This is a genomic window from Enterococcus sp. FDAARGOS_375 (assembly GCF_002393265.1).
GTDB lineage: Bacteria > Bacillota > Bacilli > Lactobacillales > Enterococcaceae > Enterococcus_D > Enterococcus_D innesii.
Window position 1 is genome coordinate 970,060 of the sequence record NZ_CP023515.1, and the last position, 20,683, is coordinate 990,742.

Here is a 20,683-nt window from a genome sequence, read left to right on the forward strand (position 1 = left end):
GTGAACTCCTTAAAGTGTTTTTGGTGCGGTCTCAGCTTGATAGCGCATCGATAAAATCAAACCGATCCCAATCATATTGCTTAATAGGGCAGATCCTCCTTGGCTAATAAACGGCAGTGGAATCCCCGTCAACGGTAAAAGACCGATGTTTGCGCCAATGTTTTCAAACACATGGAAGAGAATCATCATAATGATCCCAGTTGCCAAGTAAGCATAAAATTCATTGTTGGTATCGAAACATACGCGGATCATCCGATAGATCAAAATAAAATACAATAAAATGACAAACGCGCTGCCAATAAACCCAAAATTCTCACCGATCACCGAAAAAATCATATCGGATTCTCGGACTGGTACATACACATCGCTGACATTAAATCCTTTCCCGAACATCCCGCCAGAGGCGATCGCCATCAGAGCGTACGCCAATTGGAAGGATTGCCCTTGGGTATCATGAAAAGGATCTAGCCACGAATCGATACGGGCGAACTGGTACTCTTTAAAGATCCCTGTATTGTACAGCAACTCACGACCAACATCGGTAGTCACTAAGAAAATCGTTCCGCCGCCGAGAATCACGAATGCCGCAATCACTGGCACAACGATTCGCCAAGAGATCCCCGACATCAAGAAGACCCCACCGAAAATCGCCAGAAAGACCAACATCGTACCAAAGTCGTTTTGCAAGGTGATCAGGATCAGTACTGGAATCGTGACGGCCAACATTTTCGCAATCAGCAACCCATCTGTTTTCAGATCTCGTTCCCGATGCTTGACATTGTGCTGTGTGACGACTAAGGCCAACATCATAATATAGGCGATCTTCATCAACTCTGACGGCTGGAGAGTAAAGGCCCCAAAACGGAACCAGTTTTTTGACCCTGTCGAGGCAGCCATTGTCCGGTCGTAAAATTTCAAAAGCGCCAACATGACGGCTAATCCGGCTCCATAAATATAGGGAGTCAATTTCCAAAGCCATTTTGATTTGATCTGCATGATAATAATCACCGCAATAATACCTAGCACATACCATAAAGCTTGAAACCCTAACGTTCGCAACATATTCGGGTTATTTGGATCGTGGGTCAACGCCACATACAAGGACGCCACACCAATCAGACATAATAAAAATACGGGTAGAATCACACCGTAGTCAATTCGATTATCGTTCGTTTTTATTCGTGAATTTTCCATGTCCACACTCTCTTCTGTAGAATCTTTATCCATTATAGTGATATTTGAGGAGAAAAGAAAGGATTGTCCACGAGCATTCACAAAAAATTTAGAAACTTTAATGATTTTCGGGAAAAGAGGGTTAAAAACAATCTGAAATTGTTTAGAATTACAATGAAAGAAGGGCTATATTCTGATTCATATCTGATCAATCAGAGTAAAACGATCGTATATGTACTAGATAGGAAGTTCAGCGACATACTTTTCAATGAAAACTCGCTGAATTCGTCTATTCTCCTTACTTAATAAAAATATCTTATTCTAAGTATTCTTCTTTATTTTTGATAAATCTTTCCTCAATGTAACAGAATAAAGCAACTTTAACTCCATGATAGATCGCCACCTAGTTTTCGTTTCAAATATATAGCAACATATGACTACTCTTAACTACTTTGTCCAAAATATAAATTGATGCAAGACGAGCCTATTTACCACATTAATGTGGTAATGAAATGTTATTTACGCCACCACATAATTTCACTAGAATACAATTAAGGAAGCGCTTCCGGAGGTGAACCAATGATTTTAAATAATCGAGAACAACTACTGTTGCAACTACTATTAGAACAAACGGAGTTTCGCCCTGCCTCTTTTTTTCAAAAGCAGTTAAATGTATCCCAAAAAACGGTTTATAACAATTTAACGACTTTAGAAAAGAAACTAAAAGATTCGGGACTAGCTATCAAAAAAGTACCAAGAAAAGGAATCTTTTTATCTGGTTCTGAATCAGCAAAACAGAATGGTTATCGATTGTTAGCAAAAAAAGAGACTAAACTCGAACTATTTTCACCTAATTATCGTAAAATCTTTATTTTCGCTAACTATCTGTTTTCAGTAAAACCAATGCATTATCAGGAATTCTCTGAATATTTTTATATTAGCAACCAGTCAATAAAGAAAGATGTTGATGAAATCGTTGCTTTCTGTCGATTCCATCAAGTATCAACAAAAATGACTACTAGCGGACTCAAGCTAACCTCAGTTGAATCTGCTGCTCAAAACGTATTCAAATCTTTTTTAGAGAAGTATACCGACGCCAAAGCCAGTGAAAATCTTTTGGTCAACAATCTCTTTGACTCTAAGGTTCTCGATTTAACGAAGAAATTTGTCTCAGACATGACTCAAACAATCGGCCATCCAGTCAATAATTATTCTATTGAATCCTTGAAACTTTCATTGCGAATTTTTCTTTCAAGACTTCTTATAGATAAACACATTGAAAAACAAGAGCAGCTAGTATTTGACGAACTTAGACGAATGAAATTCTATATGATCGCGGTTGATTTTTCTGAAATGATCCAACAGCAACTACCTGTTCAATTTAGTGATACAGATATTCAATATGTATGTTCCTTGTTATTAGCACACGGCATCGAACCTTTTGGTCAAATGGATGAGCCTCACGAATCTACTATCACAAATTGTACGAAACAAATTATTCAAAAAATGTCACATATGTTAAACGCAGATCTGACACAAGATAAATTATTGCTGCAAACATTATTGGCTCATATCGTTCCCATGATCCATCGATCAAAGACAGGAATTTTATTGAAAAACCCACTGATAAAAAGTATCAAAAAACAATACTCAACAATGTATACATTGACCAAATATGCAATTGGAGATTTAGAGGAGCGATTTCAAATCTTATTAACAGAAGACGAAGTTTCTTTTCTGACGATCCATTTTCAGCTAGCCTTTGAAAAGATAAAAATTACTAACCATATACTAATTGTTTGCCAATCTGGTTTTGCTACATCGGAGTTGATTTTTAACCGTATCAAACAGACGATCGCTGCTGATACCGTATTGGAGATCATTCCTTTGAGTAAACTGGCCAGTACATCTCTTGAAGCTGTTGATCTGATCATATCAACTATTCCATTGGACATTACAGCACCGCCAGTTATTTATATTTCGCCGCTTCCTACTACCGAAGAAATAGGAAGAATCTCAGCAAAGATATCTAATCTTAATGAGAATGAGAAAAATTTTTACTCAAAAAAATACCAGAAAACGACTTTATTACAAAAATATTTAGATCCTACTTTCCTTTTTGTCAAAAACAAGTTTCGAACAAAAAAAGATGTACTGGATTTTTTAGCAGATGATTATCTGAAAAAAAAGCTTGTTACAACAAAATTTAAGCATTCTCTATTTGAACGAGAGGAACTAGGAAGCACTGGCTTAAAGACGGGAGTAGCCATTCCACATGCTGATCCACATACAGTGAAAGAAACAAAACTTGCTTTTCTCACCCTCGATGCGCCAATTACTTGGGGAGACACAAAAATCCAACTAATTGTTTTGCTTGCGATTGCTGAAGAAAACATGATCGAGGCAAAAGAGTTGATCGCTTCGATTTACGGATTGTTTAACTCAGCCGAAGAAATTCAATGGATCGTTAATAGTCAAACGCAAGAAGAACTGTATCAAAGATTGTTAAGAGGAGGAAATTGATCATGTTTTTTGATCACCAAATCGTGTTACTTGAAAAAGATTCTAAAACAAAAGAGGAAGCTTTTCGACTATTAGCAGACGAACTCATCAAAACTCATTGTGTAAATGATCAGTTCTATCAAAATATCGTACAGCGAGAAGAAACCTTTCCTACAGGTTTAAAAATTAACGGCATTGGGGTAGCGATCCCACATACGGACAGCAAATTTGTTTTACGATCCCAAGTCGCTTTTATGTCACTTGCCTCTCCCCTTTCATTTATTGAAATGGGTTCGCAAGAAAAGAAAATCAATGTATCTCTGTTGTTCATGCTTGCATTGAAGGAACCACATGAGCAATTGGGTATGCTACAAAATCTTATCTCTATGTTTCAAACACCAGGGGTTTTGGAAGCCCTATCCTCAGTAACGACTAAAGATGCGTATCTTTCGATTATTGAAAAAAATGGCCTGCAATAAAAAGGAGGAACAATTATGTTAAATGCATTACAGTGGTTCGTTGATCTAGGTTCAATCGTTGTTTTGCCTATTTTAATTTTTATTTTTGGAATAATTTTGGGAACCAAGCCTGGCAAAGCCTTTACTTCAGCCTTAACTGTTGGTGTCGGGTTTGTTGGATTGAATTTGGTGATTGACCTTCTAAGCAGCAGCTTGGGTCCTGCCGCCCAGCATATGGTTGAACGTCTAGGATTAAATTTGACAACGATTGATGTCGGATGGCCTGCCGCAGCGGCAATTTCTTACGGGACGATTTTAGGAAGTCTTGCCATTCCGATTGGTGTGGTCCTAAATGTTCTACTCATCATTTTAGGGCTGACTAAAGTATTGAATGTAGATATTTGGAATATTTGGCACGCAGCCTTCATCTCTTCTCTGATTTATGCCCTCACTGGAGACTTTGCAATGGGGATCGCGGCCACCGTCATCTATTTGATGATGATTCTTTTAATGGGAGATATTTTAGGTCCGATCATTAATAAGTTCTACGGATTTCCTAATATCACTTTTCCTCATGGTACCGCCGCACCAGGATTCATCTTTGCACTTCCGATGAATTGGCTCTTTGATCGTATTCCAGGACTAAAAGATTGGAAAGCAGATCCAGAAACCATTCAGAAAAAATTTGGTGTCTTTGGTGATTCTACTGTTATGGGCTTTTTGATTGGTCTCATCATGGGAATACTTGCCGGATATGACACAGCAGGTGTCGGCCAATTAGCCGTCCAAACAGGCGCTGTGATGGTTTTGATGCCTAAAATGGTTGCTTTACTGATGGAAGGTCTAACGCCTATTTCTGAATCTGCAAATGAATTCGTCAAAAAACGGTTTCCTGGAAGAGAGCTTTACATCGGTATGGATGCAGCATTATCGGTTGGTCATCCAGCTGTCCTATCTTCCTCATTGCTACTAGTTCCAATCACTATTTTGTTAGCCGTAGTTCTACCTGGCAATACGACCTTGCCTTTTGGTGATTTAGCAACCATTCCCTTTCTGATTTGCTTGATGGCTGCTGTTTTTGGAGGAAACATCATTCGAACAGTAATTGCTGGAACGATTTATATGGTAAGCATTCTCTATATTACTTCGTGGGCAGCACCGCTTGTCACTACTGCTGCTCGATCCGCAAACTTTGATCTACAAGGAAACTCTATGATCACTGCTATGGCTGAAGGTGGTTTATGGACCACATTCCTTTATGTCGGCTTAACAAAAATATTAAGCTGGGGCGGTTTAGCCATAATTGGCGTCTCTGTTTTGTTTGGATTGATTTATGTAAATAAAATTCGTCCCAAGAAACAAACATCGAAATTATAGGAGGAAATGATAATGAAAAAACTATTGATTATGTGCGGTACAGGTGTTGCAACTTCAACAATTGTAACAAATAAGGTAAAAGAATGGCTGAAAGAAAAAGGGATGACTGATCAAGTGAAACTGTATCAATCCAAAGTGGCAGATGAGATGAATAAAATTGATAACTATGACATCGTGGTGAGTACAACGGTTGTTCCAGACTCAATCAAAGATCGCGTAATTATGGGGCTGCCACTCTTAACAGGGATTGGTACAGAAGAAATGTACGCGGAAATCGAAAAGAAAATCAAAGAATAAGGAGAATGCCCTATGTTGGTCACAACAAAAGAACTATTCGCACATGCAGAAAAACACAATTATGCATTACCCGCAGCAAATTTTTTCGACTTAACTAGTGCAAGAACATACGCGGAGACTGCTGAACGTTTAAACAAGCCTTTGATATTGGCCTTCGCTCAGTCCCATATGAACATGTTGACTTTAGAAGAGGCTGCCATGATTGGAAAATTTTTAGCAAAAAAAAGCACTACACCTATCGCTTTGCACTTAGATCACGGTACCGATGAAGAGGTCATCAAAAGAGCCATTCATTTAGGTTTTACTTCCGTAATGATCGACGCTTCTGAGGAGTCATTCGAAGAAAATGTCCGTCGGTCAAAGGAGATCGCCGATTACGCTCATAAAAATGGTGTCGTTGTTGAAGCCGAAATCGGGCACGTTGGGTCGGAAAACAGTCTGGAATCAGCCGTAAATAGTCAATCTATTTACACAGAACCTTCTGAGGCTGTTGCATTTGCCAAATTAACCGGGGTTGATTCGTTGGCAGTTTCTATTGGCACCTCTCACGGACATTATCAAGGGATACCCAAAATAAATTTTGACGTTTTAAAGGAAATACACCATGCCGACAATGTTCCTCTTGTTCTGCATGGCGGATCCTCTTCTGGCGATGAAAACCTTGAAAAATGTGCCTTAGAAGGTATCCGGAAAATAAATATTTTTACTGACTTTGTCACTGCTGCTATGAATGAAATTCACAAAAATCAACCAAATGACTATTTCGATTTACTTCATTCAGCAAGCAATGGAATGTCCAAGACACTCGAGCACTATTTTACAGTCTTTCATACCAAACCTTACCGTGAAGGAGAAAGCTAATGAAAAAAAGAACTTTAAGAACGCCATTCTTTGTCATCAATCCCAAAGCCTATCTTTATGGAAAACAAGCATTGGCATTGGCAAAAGCTGCTGATGAGTTGTCATCTTTGTATGACATCGACATTCTATTTACTGTTCAGCATGCAGACGTTTCTTTAATTAAACAGGCAACAACACATTTATTCGTCACTGTCCAACATTTAGACGGAATCGGAATTGGTCGTGGAATGGGCTATGTTTTACCCGAAGCAGTGGCAGAAGCCGGAGCTGAAGCTACCTTTTTAAACCATGCTGAACACCCCATGACATTGCAAGAACTGACTAAAGCGATTCAGCGCTCAAATGAATTGGGTCTCTTAACAATTGTCTGTGCGAATTCATTGAGTGAAGCGAGAGCCGCGGCTTCCCTAAAACCCGATGTGATGGTTTGCGAGCCAACCGAACTAATTGGGACAGGACAAACCAGTGATCTTCAATACATGACGGAAACAAATCGTGTTGTTCGGGAAATTGATCCAGAAATCCTGATTTTGCAGGCTGCTGGTATATCTAGTGCTGCCGATGTTGAAAAAGCTTTGTCGTCAGGTGCTGATGGTACCGGAGGGACAAGCGGTATTGTGCAAGCAGATGATCCAGTTCAAACCCTTACAGAAATGATCAAACAAGCGGTGAAGCACAAAAAGGAGGATTAAGACTGTGAAATTTTTAAAAGAGCAACTGACGTTAACTTCTAACGGGAATCGAGTGTCTTACCACAACATCACAGAAGAAGTGAAAGCAATGGTTGAAAAAAGCGGAATTTCAAATGGAATCTGTCTCGTACAGTCTCCCCATACGACTTGTTCTGTTATCTTTGAAGAATACATGCATGATACAGACTTTAACGGAGATGAATTTCTTCAAGTTGATTTAAACCGAATTCTCGATAAAATTATTCCTCGTGAACTATCAGAAAATACCGATTATCGTTATCCTGGACCAAAGCATTTAGAATTTTTGATGAGTCTGGACGATCCAAACTACCCAACAGATCCAGCAACGATTTTAAACGGCGATGCACATATTCGCTCGAGTTTTTTCGGTGCAAGCGAAAGCTTTATTTTAAGTAATGGCAAGCTAGAGATCGGCTCTGTAGGCTATATCTATTTTGTTGATTTCGATCAAAATCGTGTGCGAAATAGGACATGCCATGTAATGCTAATGGGCGAATAAGAACAGTTGTCGGGTAAATCAGGAAAAATTTAGATTACTTATCGCCTGCAAAAGAAAAACCATGAATCCTCTAAAAGAAGATTCATGGTTTTTCATTTCTTATGCCAGCTATAGGGATCGAACCTACGACCTACGCGTTACGAGAAAGAAAAATAAATTATTTTATGATAGATATCGTTGGTATATCGCAAATATCAAACCTTATATTTACAGGTTTTATCTAACTTTATTTACATCATGCCCACATTTCTGCCCATAGATACGTAGTTATTTTTGTTATTTATGGCTTTACAACAAGAACAAACGTTCGTATATTCTCGGTAAGGAGTGATTGATATGCAAATACCACTTGCAGATAAACGGACGTATGCACTAGAAAGATACTATTACGAGTTCATTCAAAGAATGGGACCAGCTCACTTTCTTTATGAGCAGTTTGTACAAACTATGGAAAACTTCGGTAAGCCTTATTTCACCGTTCCCTCAAGCTACAGCGGCTATCCAGAGGAAATAGCGTTTGTCTTCAAAATAGAGGGCGAAAACTATATTTTTGATCATGTTAGGACCCAAGACAAAATATTGCGTAAGTATGATCCAAGCATTAATTACAAGCCCGGTGGAAATTAGAGCAACAAAAAAAGCCCCCTACTCAAACGAGTAAAGGGGTTTCTTTGTTCTCTTTCTGTTCGTATGTGTAAAATATTATACTCTTATTATCAGTGTTACAACGCTGGAAGAGAGGAGAAAGAAAATGAATGTAGAATCATTTATGCCAATAGTTCAAGGTTTCTTAGGTGGTGCAGTATCCGCTGGCGTATTTAAAGGTCCAATTACCTCACTTGAAGATTGGTGGTATGTTAATTATGGACATGATATTAGCAAAACAGCAGATTTACTGAAAGTAGAAAGGGAAGTAAGTGTTGAAAAACTTAAACGAGAACTTCTAGAAGAAGCTTCCAAAATTAAGCCAGAAAACATTAAAGAGCCTAAACTTAATATTCTTGGACCAGCACTTGAAGCATCAAGATATTTCATTGAAGATGAGCCACTCAGAATAATGTTCGCTAAATTAATTGCGTCATCTATGGATTCCTCAAAAGATAGTTATATCCACCCTTCATTTGTTGAAATTATTAAACAAATGAACCCTATAGATGCGGATAACATGCTGAATATTCATCTTAATGGCAATGAAGGAAGCATTTGCGAAATCAAAGCAGATTTATCAACTGGTGGTTACCTTAAACTTTACACTAACATATATTTAGGAAATCCCAACCAACGTAATCAAAGTCTTATTGGTCCATCATTGGAAAATTTAAAAAGAATGGGATTGATTAAAATAGATTACCAAGAATTTTATACAAATGAAGCAGTATACGATATATTCAAAAATACCGAAGAATTTTCTTCTGCAGCAGAATATATTATCAGAACCAATGCCGAACATGACCGAACTAGAGAGATTAATTCTCGAAACCCACAGATAACTAGTACTGATTTACCCGTATTAACAGGACCAGAATTACAGAAGGGTATTTTAAAAGTTACCCCTTATGGAGTCAACTTTTGCGCTGCTTGTCTTTAATTAGGTAATCTTTAATTGTCTTAGTCTCTTCTTCAAAAAACTTGATTAGCCACTTGTTCATCTCCATTTTGAATAAGGTATAGTAAACGGTACAAACGATAAAACTAGTAAACGCTGATACAAATAAATTCCCCATGTTCTCACCTCCAAAATTCTTATGTACAAGCCCGCCAAAGCGGGCTATTTGTTTACCACGGAAGCTTGTTGTTGTTCAATGCTACTTGCAATGCTTTGACCATATTAGATACAGGGCTGATAAATCCATCAACTGTAGTCTTCAAGGCTCGCTGCATAGCTTTGATCATTTCTGTTCCGCATAGTCCATCGATCGCACCATTGTATAAACCTTTTGCTTTCAACCGTTTCTGCCATGTACGAATCAGCGTGGATCCTTTTAGTGTATTATCGAATTGTGCGGCATAAAGGTTCTTGTTGCACGCCTGCCGGTATTGGTGGCTGATTTCATCATCTGGCGTAATCCCCTCATATTTCATTGCTTTATTGGCAGTGCTTGGACCAAACATGCCATCTTCTTGGATTTTATTGGTACTTGGTTTTGCAGATGGTGTACTAGGTTTAGCTGCTGAATTAGAACCGCTAGTCTTGCCAAACACTGCATCTTTGAAGCGTTCTAGCTCACTTGGTTTCGCTACCCATGGAGCTGGACAGTTCTTGCCAGTAACATCATAATGGCGCCAAATCTTATTTCGAGTGATGTTTGGATACTTTGCGATCAGTTCTTTGACAGCTTTAACAGTATTCTGGAATGTTTTTTCAGTGATATTGCCGTTTTTATCCAAGCACATTTCAACACCGATCGTTGAATAATTAGCGTTGCCTATCTTAGAATACAGCGGTCGATAGCGCGACCCATCTGCATTATATTTGCTAATTTCGTTGGCGTGATACGCAACTTCATTTAAGGGAATAATACAAAGTGCCTCAATATCATCTACAAACAACTGAGCGGAAGCATAGTTTCCTTTTAGATTATTAAAATAGTTTTTGTGATTACGTGCGGTGCCACCTTTGTTGGCAGTGTAGTGCATAACGATACCGTCAATACCGTTGTTCCTGATACCTGGTCTTGAGTACTCATTAATATTGATATACTCGTATTTGATAAAGCTCATTTATATCATCCTTTCTTTTAAAAAAGAGCAGCCGATTAGCTACTCCTTCTTTTCTGTGAACTCTTGACCGTCACCATAATCTGGTTTTTGTTCATCTTGATACTGGCTGCTAGCGATATTCAAGAACACACCAGCTAAAGTTGCAGCAGCCGTGATCGTTCCAACAATGATTTCTGTTGAGAATCCATATAATCCTCCTAGAGTTACTATAAATGCCGTGACACCTGGCACTCCAACGGTTAAAACTTTTTTTGCTAAATCATACTGTTTATTAGTTAATTTCATGTTATTTCCCTCTTTCTTTCCATAAAGATTTTAATTGTTCTCCATGCTCAATCAATCGATCGTTATGCTTATCCAAGCGCTCGTCATGTCTCTTTAATTCATCATGAATTGCAACACGATCAGATTTACTTGCTTCTAAATCTCTGGTTAACAAATCAAGATTATGAGCTAGTTTGGTTAGATTATCTGCAATTTTTGTAAAATTGGACATAACTGGTTTGATTACAAATGCCAGCATCCCGACAATCGTCATGATCCAACCCGCCCAAGTTGCTAACTCTCCTACGTTTAACATATGCCACCTACTTTCCTTCAAATAAAAAGCAACCGACTATTAAGCCGATTGCTCCTGCTACTACATATCCTACTACTTGGTTCCTTCTTGCTTTTTTGCGTTTGTAACAATTTCTGCAACATCTTCACGAATTGATGAAGGCACGCTCTCGATTGTTCGTTTGCCTTCAATGATGTGAGTTGCATATAACATTTCTAGTGCTGAATAGTTCATCTTATTCCCCTCCTTATCTGCTTAGTAACATATCAGACAAAGCCAACAAGGCTTCCTCTGTCATTTCCTGCCGCTGTTTCATTTCATTATTCTCTTGTTTCAGTAAATCTAACTCAGACGGTTCTTTTTCGGTGTTTTCATCTATGATCGACTGGATAAATTCACTCATTTTTTCTGGATCGTCATCAAATTCACCTAGAATTAAAACGAATAAATCATCCATTTCTGGTGTCGTACTTCCATTTTCTTTAATAACAAGCTGAACATATAGGTCTTTGTATCTCTCCTTATTTGTCATTATTCCATCACCTTTTTTCAAACGTCAGCGGCGGCAAATGTACAAGCAATATTTAACCAAGAATTTGCTCCGCATTCTTTATAATCAAATCTATAATTATTAGAGGCTCCAGTATCTCCTCTATATCTGCTAAATGTGAGTTGCCCATTTGATTTAACAGTTAAAAGATAAATATTTGATCCTGTCCCTTGACATATAAAGTTACAATCCGCTGTTGGTCTATACCCTAGTGGGAGTGTGCCCATCACATCATTCTCTGTACCTGCTGCTTTAACAGCATTATTTTTAAACGCTCCTGAAAGTTGGACCATTCTTCCTTGTCTTGTAGCACTGGGGAAGTTTTCTGAGCTTTCACTTGTATTATATTGTGACCAACCACTTGCTGAAGGAATACCCGTTTTAGGCAGACTGTACAAATCGTTATATGTCAAGGTTCCGCCACGCCCACCATAATTCATAGTTAGCTCAAGAGCATTAAACTTTGCAAAGCTATTTTCACCATTGCTAGCAACCATAGTTTGAGAAAATTGTACTCCTGTTGGATCAAGAATTGCTGTACCAGTATGATCAACGATTCCTATACCTTTATTTCCCTCTTGTCGATATTCGGTATTCCATCTTCCGTTTTCAATTGTGGTAGTACCGAAAACAAATATGCTTGAATTAGTAGGATAAGGTTGATAGGAAAATTCATTGATGAACTTAGAACCACTGATTGTCACACCTGAAATATTACCGGCAGTAATATTTCCTAGATTAGCAGTGATTGCAGATAAAGTAGTAGCTACTATATTATCCGCTGTAAAAATATATAGATTAAACTTGCTTCCATTCCATTGATAGGTCGCACCGATAATATAGCCACTCGCTCCGGTATTTTGCCAAAGCATACCAACATAAGGATTAGTTGGCACTTTGGATTGACTAATGATACCAGTCGGATCGCCCTTTTCACCTTGCTTGGCAACAGTATATGAAGTGTTTGTTGTATTATCTGTGAAAGTTAATACTGTCCTTGTCCACAAGAAACTTCCTGCAGCTACTGTGGGAATTGATGTGCTCCATCCACTACTAGGCGCTGTTGTCCCACTAGTAGAACTAGCAAAATTGATAGTTGTACTTTTAATCCCATTACCTGTTGCTCCCGTTGCTCCTGTCGATCCAGTAGCACCTGCTTCCCCCTTTGCTCCCATCTTCCCCACAGAATATGCAGCTGAATTTGTATTGTCAGAGTAAGTAAGAACAATTTTTGTCCAAAGGTACTGGTTCTCAGAAACACTAGGTATTGAAGTACTCCAAGTTCCTGTAGGCGGTGTTGTACCAGAAGTACCAGCTTGATAGGTAGTAGCACTAGACACGATTCCTTTTCCATCAGTTCCGTTTGATCCGGCTGGCCCTGTGGCTCCTTGCTTGTTCTTTACGACAATCATTATCTTTTGAATTGTCACAGCTTTGTACACCGCTTGATATGTTACGGTTCCAACATCGGCCGACAAAGCAGTAACTGTATAACGACCTGCTGAATTGATTGTGCTAGTCATCCCAGTTTCAGAAACCTTCGAATACGTCACACCAGATGAAACTTTAGTTTGTCCCTCGTAGATAATAAAATCTCCAAGAGCTTTCGTGAAGTCAGTTACTGTGCCAGATGCATTAGCAGGTACTATGATGGAATCATTTGAAAGATACCCACTGATGACTTCTTTTGCATCTTGGCCGTTTGCTCCGTCCTTACCGTCAGAGCCATCCTTACCATCTTCTCCTGCTGGTCCCTGAGGTCCCATGAAAGGTGTCCAAGGTTTGTAATCATCTGGATTGTCAGAACCAGCTTCATTTGTGTCGGAGTAAAATCCTTCATATTTTGGATAGGCATTTTCGTAGTCTACTGAAGGCGGCGTTGTGAAATAAGTTGGTTCCTGATCATTGTCTAGAATTTCAATTTTCCAATCCCTCATGTCCAAGAAAAACTGAGAAAGATCAGGAACTGGTGTAGCAATTTGAAGCGGATTAAACCTTATTGTTGATACGTCAGCCGGAAAAGATTCAACTATGAAACTCACCTTTTGCCATGATGTGCCGATTTTAACGCCTACACTTTCATTAGGAAATGTTCCCGATTCATTAGTACCTACATATCTAGCCATCAGTGACATATTTACAGCTGTACTTCCCCTAACATAGTTACTCAACCCTATTCTTTTGCCAGTTAGAGCGGGAGCAATTGCCCTTACATCTATACTTGTGAATATACTAAATGTTGTGGGATATTGTGTTGGATTTGTACGGCGTGTACGAGAAAACTGCTTACCGTTGTCCGATCTAGTTTCATTTGTAATAGGATATAGGTTGGAATTGTTAGAACTTGGAATAACAACTCTAGCATCAATTAAATTCTCATTCGGATAAACCTTCGTAAATGTACCGTCTACCATCATCCATGCTGGATGAGGGAAATAGGTTTCCCCTTCTTTCCCGTCTTTTACTTTTACAATACTTAACGTATCGCTTAGATTGTCCAAAGTTGCGGTAATGGCGATCAGTGTCCAATCTTTATTGGTCCACTGTGCACTTGTCAAAGTTCTTGTGTTACCAGTTCCACCGAGAGTAATTGCGGTTTGAGCAGTGTTACCAATATAAGGAATAGCAGCGAACGTTGCAGTTCCTGTGACGTTTTGAAGCTTTGCCGATATGTTTATCGTCTGTGTCGTCTTAGGCGTGTCATCGGCATTAAAAGCCATGTTTTCAGCTGAAGCAGTAAGATAGAGCAACTTAGCATTCGCACCATCTGCCCCCATCTTTCCTACAGAATACGCTTCAGTCTTTGATTCATCTGTATAAATCAGTGTTGTTTTAGTCCAAAGATACTGATTTGATGATACGGTCGGAATCGTTTCTTGCCACCCACTTGTAGGCGGCGTGTTTCCGCTTGTTCCTGCTGCATAGCTGATTGATTTATCCTTAATGCCTAATCCAGATTCACCTTCAGCCCCCATCAGAGTTGGAGTTTGTGTTTCGGATGTTGTGTTATCGGTATATGTTGTGACAACCCTTGTCCAAAGATACTGACCAGCCGGTACATTAGGTCGTGTTGCTGACCATGAGGTTGGTGGGATCGTTCCACTCGTTGATTGTGCATACGTTGCAACCGGAGTGCCAAGTATCCCTCGGCCATCGTCACCGTTTGCAACTTTGACTAAACTAATTTCATCTTGTACTACTGGCATTCTCCCACCTCCTAATAATCAAATGACCGATCGGTGCCTTTGCCAAAGCGAATCAAATCAACGTGTCGGGTTTTCGTGTTCAAAACAACCACATCCCATAGATCTTCTTCCAAAACCCCAAGCGGTCTGTCCCCCTGGTCTTTCTTCGGACGGCTCACAGAACAGCCGATAGAGTAATTCACTGTTCCGTTAGTATCTTTACTGATTCGGTCGTTGTGCATGTGTCCATGCGCTAAAAAAGCAAGCGTTCCTTTATGACCCTCAAAGTCACAAGAAATACTTGCTGCGAAGTCTGTATTTGCATTATATGTTCGACTGTACGTACCACCAGTGACAAAGCTATCAATGATTCCATCAATCATTTCGTAGTTATATGCGTAATAATCCATATCTGTTTTATAACGTTTGCCAAACGGATAGTGTTGATATATGGATACAGTCGTATCAGTTGGGGTATTTTTCAACACATCATACAGCCACTTTATTTGGGCTTGACGATAGCCAGATACATTGATATCAATATATTTTGCAAAGCCATCATCATCTAAACTAATAGGTACATCCTGTGCATTGAGTATAATCACTCTATTTTTCTTATCAGGCACATCGTAGTAATAATACCCCTTCTTATCGAGAGGGTTTTCTACTATATTGAAGATCGTGCTTGGTCTTGTAGCAATTTGGTACATCTCTTCATGTGTGATCACCTGGCGCAGTTTGCCATGCAGTGAGGTCATTGCAGTTTTAGGCTGGTAATTCTTCACGGTTTTCGTGATTGAATTCGTAACATTGTCTCCCCATGAATTGTTGCAATGGTTTCCCCAAGTCACAAAGTATGGTGCGTTTGACATCCCCAACGTGCTGACTGCTTCTCGATAATTAGATAGTGCGATATTTTTATTGGCTGTTGATCCATCATGTGTATCGCCGTTTAGAACGACATAATCGACATCTACAAAATTGGTAAATTCAGCTACGTTTTTAATATGGCTATTACTACGTCCATAGTTTTCTAGATCGCCACGCCCTATGGAATCAGTCGCATAATGTGTATCTGATATATGGACGCTAGTGATCGTGTCTTTGGTTTGCAAACGCAAAACCTTGCGGGCCACGTCTCGCAAACCGTTTAAAAAGTAAATAGCTTGAACAAAGTGATTATCAAAAATTGTTAACGCACAACGGATACTGGATACTTCGGTAAAATCGTCACTCGTTACTTGCACAGTTGCTCCAGACTGATTGTACAAGTCTTCCCACGCTGTATCGTGGTTGCCATCCTTATCAACTTTAAACCACAAAATATCATCAGCTGAAACACTGGATGTAATATCCATGCCATCTTTATAGATCGTTGCAGTGATATTAGTTGTTTTTTCTTCTCCGTCAACAAAGCTAACCCCATTATCCGGAATCAACTTGATTAAATACATACTGTTTGGTTTGTTCATTTGCTGCTGCCTTGCCGTGAGATCGCTGCTGATAAGACTTTCTAATAATTGATAATTACCAATTGTTGCTTTGTTTTCAGCAGGGTTACTACGATGAATTTCCTTGTTTAATACCCTAGCCTTGACTCTTAACGCTGGGTTGTACTCCTCGTCAATAAATGTAAGCCAATCGCCAATTTCGAAGTCTCCATCATTAAATAGCATATCGACCTCAGCGGAAAAAGTTGGCTGGCTGCGCGCTTCCAATATTGCTCTTAATTCATTATAGTTTTCAATAGGTGCAGATCCTGTGCTTGCATGTAATTCCTCGCTTTCTGCTATTTCCACTTCTTCCGCTGAAAGAAAACTAGCAAGACAATTTGCATCACAAAACATATTGTCAGTTCCATCTTCAAACTGGAAAAACTTAGCTATCATAAAATTGTCTCTAACCGTTAAATATGATTGATTAGTCCATGCTCCATCATTGAACAATGCGTTGCCACAATTAGCACAGGTGGAACTTTCTTTCTCAAAATTCGGATATACCATAATCTTTTTCCTTTCTGCTATTTCGTCGGATTGCTGACTAATCTTCTGTAATTCCGTTTAGAAGTGAAATTTTATAAGCGTTTGTTACAAAGTATGTGCTATTTTCTTTATGGAAAAACCATCTACGCTCACATCTGTTACATGACCTAACATATACAGTTTTATTCCACCCTTCATCTTTAAAAGTGTATAGAGTTTTCAATCCGTGATTGTGCCTACAAAATATTTTTTTTAACATATAATGACTCCTTTTTTCTCAGTTGTGTATATCTTCCGATTACTAACTCAATATCTCCACCATAGCACCTGCAAAATTGCCTTTTTTCAGCGGTAACCCCAACCTAGAGGCACGCTCTAAAGTCGTCTTATGTGATCCAGACACTTCAACTGCATCTGTCTGCGAACCGTATGTTTTAACTTCGCCATTCGGGAAAGTGAACCTCACTGGCGTTACATCATACTGCCGTTTTCGCCCTGGTGCTTCAATGCTTGTTGTCCACAGTTTGTGCCTTAATGTTGCAATCTCTGTTTTGTCAGCGCCTGGTGTATTAACCAAACGCTCCAATCTATACAAATCTGGATTGAATGCCATCATTCCACCTTCTTCATATCCCGAAGCCTAACGACCGTCCGCTCACTGCCAAAACTCACAATTGCCGCGTTGTTCATTACCTTCACGCACACCGCTTTAAATAGCGTTCTAAGCCGTTCCGTCACGCACCAGTATACAGGCGTTCACGAATCATTTCTTGCACTTCTTCAGTTGTCGCCGGTCTGGAATTTGTGTCGATATCCCAAGTAATCACTTCCTTAGATTCAGCAATTTCTATTGCATCTTTTAAGGCTTCCTTTACGTTTTCGTACTCCATTATTTATCCTCCAATTCCAAAACGTTCAATACTGCAGGCGTTGCTTGCAAATCAGATAAGCTAAAATGTTCATAAGTTAGTACGTTTAAATAGGTTAAAGCTTCGTCGTAATCAACTCGTTTAATTGATGTGTAACGGACAACGTTCATGCGTTTCTTTAGCTTAGAGTGGATACGACTCATGAACATGCCTTTCCAAGCTTTAAATAGATTGCCACTGTATGTTTTACCTTGGCGCTTTTGATGTTCTTCGGTTAAGCTAATGGCTAGTTTGCTGACGATTGAGCGCAATTCCTTTTGCTCTTCATACGTGATAGTGACTTGCTCAGACATTTTTTCATATAACGAGCGGCTTTCGCTGACGTGCTCTTTTACTTCATCTTTCAGCTCAATCATTTCTTCTTTGACATTTCCCATTTCACGCAACAAACTTACCAGCGCTTCACTTTGTTTGCCTTGCGTTTCCAATGTGTGGATCAATGCGATCGTGCTGTTTTCCATTAATTGATTACCCATGCTACTTCTCCTCCAATTTCTTGTTTGATTTGTTTTAATAATTTTTCAACTCTGGAAATTGAATCCGTGAGTTTTTGCTTTGTCTCATCGTTCGCACCAGCGATTGCTTGCGAATCGTATACCGTTACCGCTTGTTCTTTAACAAATTGATTCATATTGATAATGAGTTTATGAACACTGATATCAGCATCTCGTTTCAAACGTTTTAGTTGCGCTTGTTCTAGTTCATCATTTTCAATCTTCGCTTTTTCTTGCAATGCTTTTTCGGAATCTGCTATACGTTGTTTCAAAGCTTCCTGTTCAGCTTTAAGCGCTTGGTTTTCTCTGGTGATTTCATCAACGATCTTCGTAGATTGCTTAAGCTGCTGATAGTCATCTGGAATCTTTTCGACAATGACTTCTTTTTCAACTACTTCCGTTTCTTGCTCATTGAGATCATCAATCATCTGTGCTTGTAGTTTGATTTGCTCATCCTTAGCTTTTAGCTGCTTTTCAAGCTCTCTGTATTCTTTGGTGGTTTTTATATCACCCGAGAGCACCATTTCTACCGCTTCTGGTTTAGCTGACGGTTTAGATATTTCCGTTTTGAGTGTGGTTGGTAGTTCCTGGAACATTTCGATTTGTTTGTATTCGTCCATCTGATGGACGAATTTAGCTTGGTTGATGTAGTTATATACAGTTTGTTTTTTCAACCCGATTGAATTGAACCATTTCTCGAATGTTCCCGTTTTGAAGCTGGCTAGTTTTTCTTGCGCCTCAATTAACTTCTCTCCCAATTGAATTGAACTATTCAGAACGATTGATTGTAGTTCCTGTTCTTTTAGTTTTAAAAATTGAGCAGTGGTATCATCTACTATAGAATAGTCAAAATTTGTTGAAACTTCTTTCACCTTGATGACCCTCCTTAGCAACATATTGATATAAAGCTATTGAAGAAAACTTCCAATCCTTACCTATCCTAACGCCTGGCACTTTCCCTGTTTCAGCTTCTTTATGCAGCGTGGGAACACTGACTGTTAAAAAGTCTGCTGCTTGTTTTGAATTCCAAACCTCATTTGGTATGGAATGCTCTGATAACAGAACCTTTAAGTCATCTAGGTTAACTAATGCTAGATTTGTCATCTTCTTCACTCTCCTCTTTTTTCTTTTTTTCTAAGAAAGTTTCAAGCGGCGTTTCTAGGTATTCAGCAACTTTGATCAGGTTGTTTACTTTTGGGCTTTGCTGAGCTGTTTTCCCCCATTTAGCAATGATTCCATTAGACATACCACAATCCTTTTCGATTCGGTAAATACTAATGCCCTTCTGATCAGCAATTTCTTTAATAACTTCATAAATCATTATTTCACCTCCTCGATAGAAAATAAGCTATCACTCTTGACAACTATTAGATATTTAGCTATTATTAATGCATACGAAATAAACCTAAATACACAAAGTTTTAGCTCAATGATAATAGTTCAAGGTTATGTGTTTGTACCCTCTCACAAGTACACCCCTAGTATAATAGCCTATAATCTATTTGTCAATAGCTAACTATCTATTTTGTGCATTTTTTTAAGGAGCATAAAAATGAATACAAAAGAATTAGTTAAAGAATTGGCTAGACAAAGAAAATTGACAATTGCTGAATTAGAAAGAAGAGTTGGGATTGCGAACGGCACTATAGGTAAATGGGGTAAACAAAACCCTTCTATAGAAACGTTGCAAAAGCTGGCTGACTTTTTTGATGTATCTGTGGATTATTTACTTGGTAGATCCTCAAAAGACCATTCGGTATTGGGCGCAAGAGGTGAATTATTAGCGGCCCATATAGACGACGATGTGTCTGAGGAAGACATGGAAGATATATTGCGATATATCGAATACAGAAAGAATAATCCACTATAGATTGAGGTAGGTGATTTCATGCAGGTTTACGAAGAATTAATGTCGAGTTTCCCAGAATTAAAATACAAGTTTGATCCTCTTATGCCGTTCAATCAAAAAGGAATGATTTATGGATCAACTGTTTATCTTAACCCTGATCAAGAATACGAGGAACTAAATTCTACGGTAGCTGAGGAAATTGGACATTACTTAACAGGTAGTGGCGACATAATAAGGCAAGACTCACTTGAAAAACGAAAACAAGAACAAAAAGCTAGGGATACTGGAGCAGCTCTGCTCGTGACACCCGGTGATATAATAGAATGTTTTGAAAGCGGGTGCGTTAGTGTTTGGGAATGTGCTGATCATCTTAGTATTCCTGAAAAAACTTTTAAAGCAGCTATTAAGTTCTACGCTCGTAAATACGACGGTATTAAAACGGAAGATAAATACATCATAATTTTCAACATAAACGGCACTGTAAGTGTGTTCAAAAGTTTGTATTAAAAAAGCCCGTGCTGGGAACACGGACTA

26 protein-coding genes are annotated in these 20,683 nt (G+C 38.9%); 11 read left to right on the forward strand and 15 right to left on the reverse strand.

Going from position 1 to position 20,683, the window contains the following annotated elements; genetic code table 11:
* Positions 1-9 precede the first annotated feature (9 nt).
* Positions 10-1,194 (reverse strand): FtsW/RodA/SpoVE family cell cycle protein, encoded by a 1,185-nt coding sequence (locus CO692_RS05550; protein ID WP_034872154.1) that lies wholly within the window; start codon positions 1,192-1,194, stop codon positions 10-12.
* A 558-nt stretch (positions 1,195-1,752) separates the two neighbouring features.
* Here CO692_RS05550 and CO692_RS05560 point away from each other — a divergent pair.
* From CO692_RS05560 to CO692_RS05600, 9 genes are all read left to right on the forward strand, one after another.
* Positions 1,753-3,696 carry a BglG family transcription antiterminator gene (locus CO692_RS05560; RefSeq protein ID WP_096741784.1) on the forward strand — a complete coding sequence of 648 codons (1,944 nt, stop codon included), beginning with the start codon at positions 1,753-1,755 and terminating at the stop codon, positions 3,694-3,696.
* A 2-nt stretch (positions 3,697-3,698) separates the two neighbouring features.
* A complete protein-coding gene (locus CO692_RS05565; protein ID WP_096741785.1) occupies positions 3,699-4,154 on the forward strand; it encodes a PTS sugar transporter subunit IIA in 456 nt (151 codons plus the stop codon).
* 15 nt (positions 4,155-4,169) lie between these two features.
* Positions 4,170-5,510 carry a PTS galactitol transporter subunit IIC gene (locus CO692_RS05570; RefSeq protein WP_016612941.1) on the forward strand — a complete coding sequence of 447 codons (1,341 nt, stop codon included), beginning with the start codon at positions 4,170-4,172 and terminating at the stop codon, positions 5,508-5,510.
* A 12-nt stretch (positions 5,511-5,522) separates the two neighbouring features.
* Positions 5,523-5,807, forward strand: a complete 285-nt coding sequence (locus CO692_RS05575; protein ID WP_010749080.1) for a PTS sugar transporter subunit IIB — start codon at positions 5,523-5,525, stop codon at positions 5,805-5,807.
* Between the two features lie 12 nt (positions 5,808-5,819).
* Positions 5,820-6,668: a class II fructose-bisphosphate aldolase gene (locus CO692_RS05580; RefSeq protein WP_096741786.1), complete on the forward strand. Its 849-nt coding sequence runs from the start codon at positions 5,820-5,822 to the stop codon at positions 6,666-6,668.
* A complete protein-coding gene (locus tag CO692_RS05585) occupies positions 6,668-7,360 on the forward strand; it encodes a triose-phosphate isomerase (protein WP_096741787.1) in 693 nt (230 codons plus the stop codon). Before CO692_RS05580 ends, CO692_RS05585 begins: the two co-directional genes overlap by 1 nt.
* A gap of 4 nt (positions 7,361-7,364) precedes the next feature.
* On the forward strand, positions 7,365-7,880 hold the full coding sequence (locus CO692_RS05590) for a YjbQ family protein (RefSeq protein ID WP_008379364.1): 516 nt from the start codon (positions 7,365-7,367) through the stop codon (positions 7,878-7,880).
* Between the two features lie 336 nt (positions 7,881-8,216).
* Complete coding sequence (locus CO692_RS05595; protein ID WP_096741788.1) at positions 8,217-8,507, forward strand: DUF5960 family protein; 291 nt, start codon at positions 8,217-8,219, stop codon at positions 8,505-8,507.
* A gap of 124 nt (positions 8,508-8,631) precedes the next feature.
* Complete coding sequence (locus tag CO692_RS05600) at positions 8,632-9,468, forward strand: DUF4393 domain-containing protein (RefSeq protein WP_096741789.1); 837 nt, start codon at positions 8,632-8,634, stop codon at positions 9,466-9,468.
* Here the strand turns inward: CO692_RS05600 and CO692_RS17655 are convergent.
* From CO692_RS17655 to CO692_RS05660, 14 genes are all read right to left on the reverse strand, one after another.
* A complete protein-coding gene (locus CO692_RS17655; protein WP_192940722.1) occupies positions 9,443-9,604 on the reverse strand; it encodes a hypothetical protein in 162 nt (53 codons plus the stop codon). The genes CO692_RS05600 and CO692_RS17655 overlap by 26 nt on opposite strands.
* A gap of 52 nt (positions 9,605-9,656) precedes the next feature.
* On the reverse strand, positions 9,657-10,601 hold the full coding sequence (locus tag CO692_RS05605) for an N-acetylmuramoyl-L-alanine amidase (protein WP_096741790.1): 945 nt from the start codon (positions 10,599-10,601) through the stop codon (positions 9,657-9,659).
* A gap of 39 nt (positions 10,602-10,640) precedes the next feature.
* A complete protein-coding gene (locus CO692_RS05610; protein WP_096741791.1) occupies positions 10,641-10,886 on the reverse strand; it encodes a phage holin in 246 nt (81 codons plus the stop codon).
* A 1-nt stretch (position 10,887) separates the two neighbouring features.
* Positions 10,888-11,181 (reverse strand): hypothetical protein, encoded by a 294-nt coding sequence (locus CO692_RS05615; protein WP_010749285.1) that lies wholly within the window; start codon positions 11,179-11,181, stop codon positions 10,888-10,890.
* A gap of 72 nt (positions 11,182-11,253) precedes the next feature.
* Complete coding sequence (locus CO692_RS17660) at positions 11,254-11,394, reverse strand: CD1375 family protein (RefSeq protein ID WP_192940723.1); 141 nt, start codon at positions 11,392-11,394, stop codon at positions 11,254-11,256.
* 13 nt (positions 11,395-11,407) lie between these two features.
* A complete protein-coding gene (locus CO692_RS05620) occupies positions 11,408-11,692 on the reverse strand; it encodes a hypothetical protein (protein WP_096741792.1) in 285 nt (94 codons plus the stop codon).
* Between the two features lie 17 nt (positions 11,693-11,709).
* Entirely contained in the window at positions 11,710-14,916 is a 3,207-nt protein-coding gene (locus CO692_RS05625) for a collagen-like protein (protein WP_096741793.1), read from the reverse strand.
* An 11-nt stretch (positions 14,917-14,927) separates the two neighbouring features.
* Positions 14,928-16,898 carry a metallophosphoesterase gene (locus CO692_RS05630; protein ID WP_096741794.1) on the reverse strand — a complete coding sequence of 657 codons (1,971 nt, stop codon included), beginning with the start codon at positions 16,896-16,898 and terminating at the stop codon, positions 14,928-14,930.
* A 280-nt stretch (positions 16,899-17,178) separates the two neighbouring features.
* Positions 17,179-17,490 (reverse strand): hypothetical protein, encoded by a 312-nt coding sequence (locus CO692_RS05640; protein ID WP_226818244.1) that lies wholly within the window; start codon positions 17,488-17,490, stop codon positions 17,179-17,181.
* A 121-nt stretch (positions 17,491-17,611) separates the two neighbouring features.
* Entirely contained in the window at positions 17,612-17,767 is a 156-nt protein-coding gene (locus CO692_RS17665; RefSeq protein WP_192940724.1) for a hypothetical protein, read from the reverse strand.
* A complete protein-coding gene (locus CO692_RS05645; RefSeq protein WP_096741797.1) occupies positions 17,767-18,282 on the reverse strand; it encodes an ORF6C domain-containing protein in 516 nt (171 codons plus the stop codon). The genes CO692_RS17665 and CO692_RS05645 overlap by 1 nt, the downstream gene beginning before the upstream one ends.
* The gene (locus tag CO692_RS17870; RefSeq protein WP_226818246.1) at positions 18,267-19,172 is read right to left on the reverse strand and encodes a hypothetical protein; all 906 of its coding nucleotides are present in this window, start codon (positions 19,170-19,172) and stop codon (positions 18,267-18,269) included. Before CO692_RS17870 ends, CO692_RS05645 begins: the two co-directional genes overlap by 16 nt.
* On the reverse strand, positions 19,147-19,404 hold the full coding sequence (locus CO692_RS05655; protein ID WP_096741798.1) for a helix-turn-helix domain-containing protein: 258 nt from the start codon (positions 19,402-19,404) through the stop codon (positions 19,147-19,149). The genes CO692_RS17870 and CO692_RS05655 overlap by 26 nt, the downstream gene beginning before the upstream one ends.
* Positions 19,382-19,621 carry a helix-turn-helix domain-containing protein gene (locus CO692_RS05660; protein ID WP_096741799.1) on the reverse strand — a complete coding sequence of 80 codons (240 nt, stop codon included), beginning with the start codon at positions 19,619-19,621 and terminating at the stop codon, positions 19,382-19,384. Before CO692_RS05660 ends, CO692_RS05655 begins: the two co-directional genes overlap by 23 nt.
* Before the next feature lie 231 nt (positions 19,622-19,852).
* On the opposite strand from CO692_RS05660, the gene CO692_RS05665 reads away from it, so the two are divergent.
* Both CO692_RS05665 and CO692_RS05670 read left to right on the forward strand, forming a co-directional pair.
* Positions 19,853-20,170: a helix-turn-helix domain-containing protein gene (locus tag CO692_RS05665; RefSeq protein ID WP_096741800.1), complete on the forward strand. Its 318-nt coding sequence runs from the start codon at positions 19,853-19,855 to the stop codon at positions 20,168-20,170.
* Positions 20,171-20,188: 18 nt separating this feature from the next.
* Positions 20,189-20,656, forward strand: a complete 468-nt coding sequence (locus CO692_RS05670; RefSeq protein ID WP_096741801.1) for an ImmA/IrrE family metallo-endopeptidase — start codon at positions 20,189-20,191, stop codon at positions 20,654-20,656.
* Positions 20,657-20,683 lie beyond the last annotated feature (27 nt).

Coding starts and splice junctions, on each gene's coding strand:
- CO692_RS05550 (WP_034872154.1), bottom strand. CDS start 1,194: ATGGAAAATTCACGAATAAAAACGAACGATAATCGAATTGACTACGGT.
- CO692_RS05560 (WP_096741784.1), top strand. CDS start 1,753: ATGATTTTAAATAATCGAGAACAACTACTGTTGCAACTACTATTAGAA.
- CO692_RS05565 (WP_096741785.1), top strand. CDS start 3,699: ATGTTTTTTGATCACCAAATCGTGTTACTTGAAAAAGATTCTAAAACA.
- CO692_RS05570 (WP_016612941.1), top strand. CDS start 4,170: ATGTTAAATGCATTACAGTGGTTCGTTGATCTAGGTTCAATCGTTGTT.
- CO692_RS05575 (WP_010749080.1), top strand. CDS start 5,523: ATGAAAAAACTATTGATTATGTGCGGTACAGGTGTTGCAACTTCAACA.
- CO692_RS05580 (WP_096741786.1), top strand. CDS start 5,820: ATGTTGGTCACAACAAAAGAACTATTCGCACATGCAGAAAAACACAAT.
- CO692_RS05585 (WP_096741787.1), top strand. CDS start 6,668: ATGAAAAAAAGAACTTTAAGAACGCCATTCTTTGTCATCAATCCCAAA.
- CO692_RS05595 (WP_096741788.1), top strand. CDS start 8,217: ATGCAAATACCACTTGCAGATAAACGGACGTATGCACTAGAAAGATAC.
- CO692_RS05600 (WP_096741789.1), top strand. CDS start 8,632: ATGAATGTAGAATCATTTATGCCAATAGTTCAAGGTTTCTTAGGTGGT.
- CO692_RS17655 (WP_192940722.1), bottom strand. CDS start 9,604: ATGGGGAATTTATTTGTATCAGCGTTTACTAGTTTTATCGTTTGTACC.
- CO692_RS05605 (WP_096741790.1), bottom strand. CDS start 10,601: ATGAGCTTTATCAAATACGAGTATATCAATATTAATGAGTACTCAAGA.
- CO692_RS05610 (WP_096741791.1), bottom strand. CDS start 10,886: ATGAAATTAACTAATAAACAGTATGATTTAGCAAAAAAAGTTTTAACC.
- CO692_RS05615 (WP_010749285.1), bottom strand. CDS start 11,181: ATGTTAAACGTAGGAGAGTTAGCAACTTGGGCGGGTTGGATCATGACG.
- CO692_RS17660 (WP_192940723.1), bottom strand. CDS start 11,394: ATGAACTATTCAGCACTAGAAATGTTATATGCAACTCACATCATTGAA.
- CO692_RS05620 (WP_096741792.1), bottom strand. CDS start 11,692: ATGACAAATAAGGAGAGATACAAAGACCTATATGTTCAGCTTGTTATT.
- CO692_RS05625 (WP_096741793.1), bottom strand. CDS start 14,916: ATGCCAGTAGTACAAGATGAAATTAGTTTAGTCAAAGTTGCAAACGGT.
- CO692_RS05630 (WP_096741794.1), bottom strand. CDS start 16,898: ATGGTATATCCGAATTTTGAGAAAGAAAGTTCCACCTGTGCTAATTGT.
- CO692_RS05640 (WP_226818244.1), bottom strand. CDS start 17,490: ATGGCATTCAATCCAGATTTGTATAGATTGGAGCGTTTGGTTAATACA.
- CO692_RS17665 (WP_192940724.1), bottom strand. CDS start 17,767: ATGGAGTACGAAAACGTAAAGGAAGCCTTAAAAGATGCAATAGAAATT.
- CO692_RS05645 (WP_096741797.1), bottom strand. CDS start 18,282: ATGGGTAATCAATTAATGGAAAACAGCACGATCGCATTGATCCACACA.
- CO692_RS05655 (WP_096741798.1), bottom strand. CDS start 19,404: ATGACAAATCTAGCATTAGTTAACCTAGATGACTTAAAGGTTCTGTTA.
- CO692_RS05660 (WP_096741799.1), bottom strand. CDS start 19,621: ATGATTTATGAAGTTATTAAAGAAATTGCTGATCAGAAGGGCATTAGT.
- CO692_RS05665 (WP_096741800.1), top strand. CDS start 19,853: ATGAATACAAAAGAATTAGTTAAAGAATTGGCTAGACAAAGAAAATTG.
- CO692_RS05670 (WP_096741801.1), top strand. CDS start 20,189: ATGCAGGTTTACGAAGAATTAATGTCGAGTTTCCCAGAATTAAAATAC.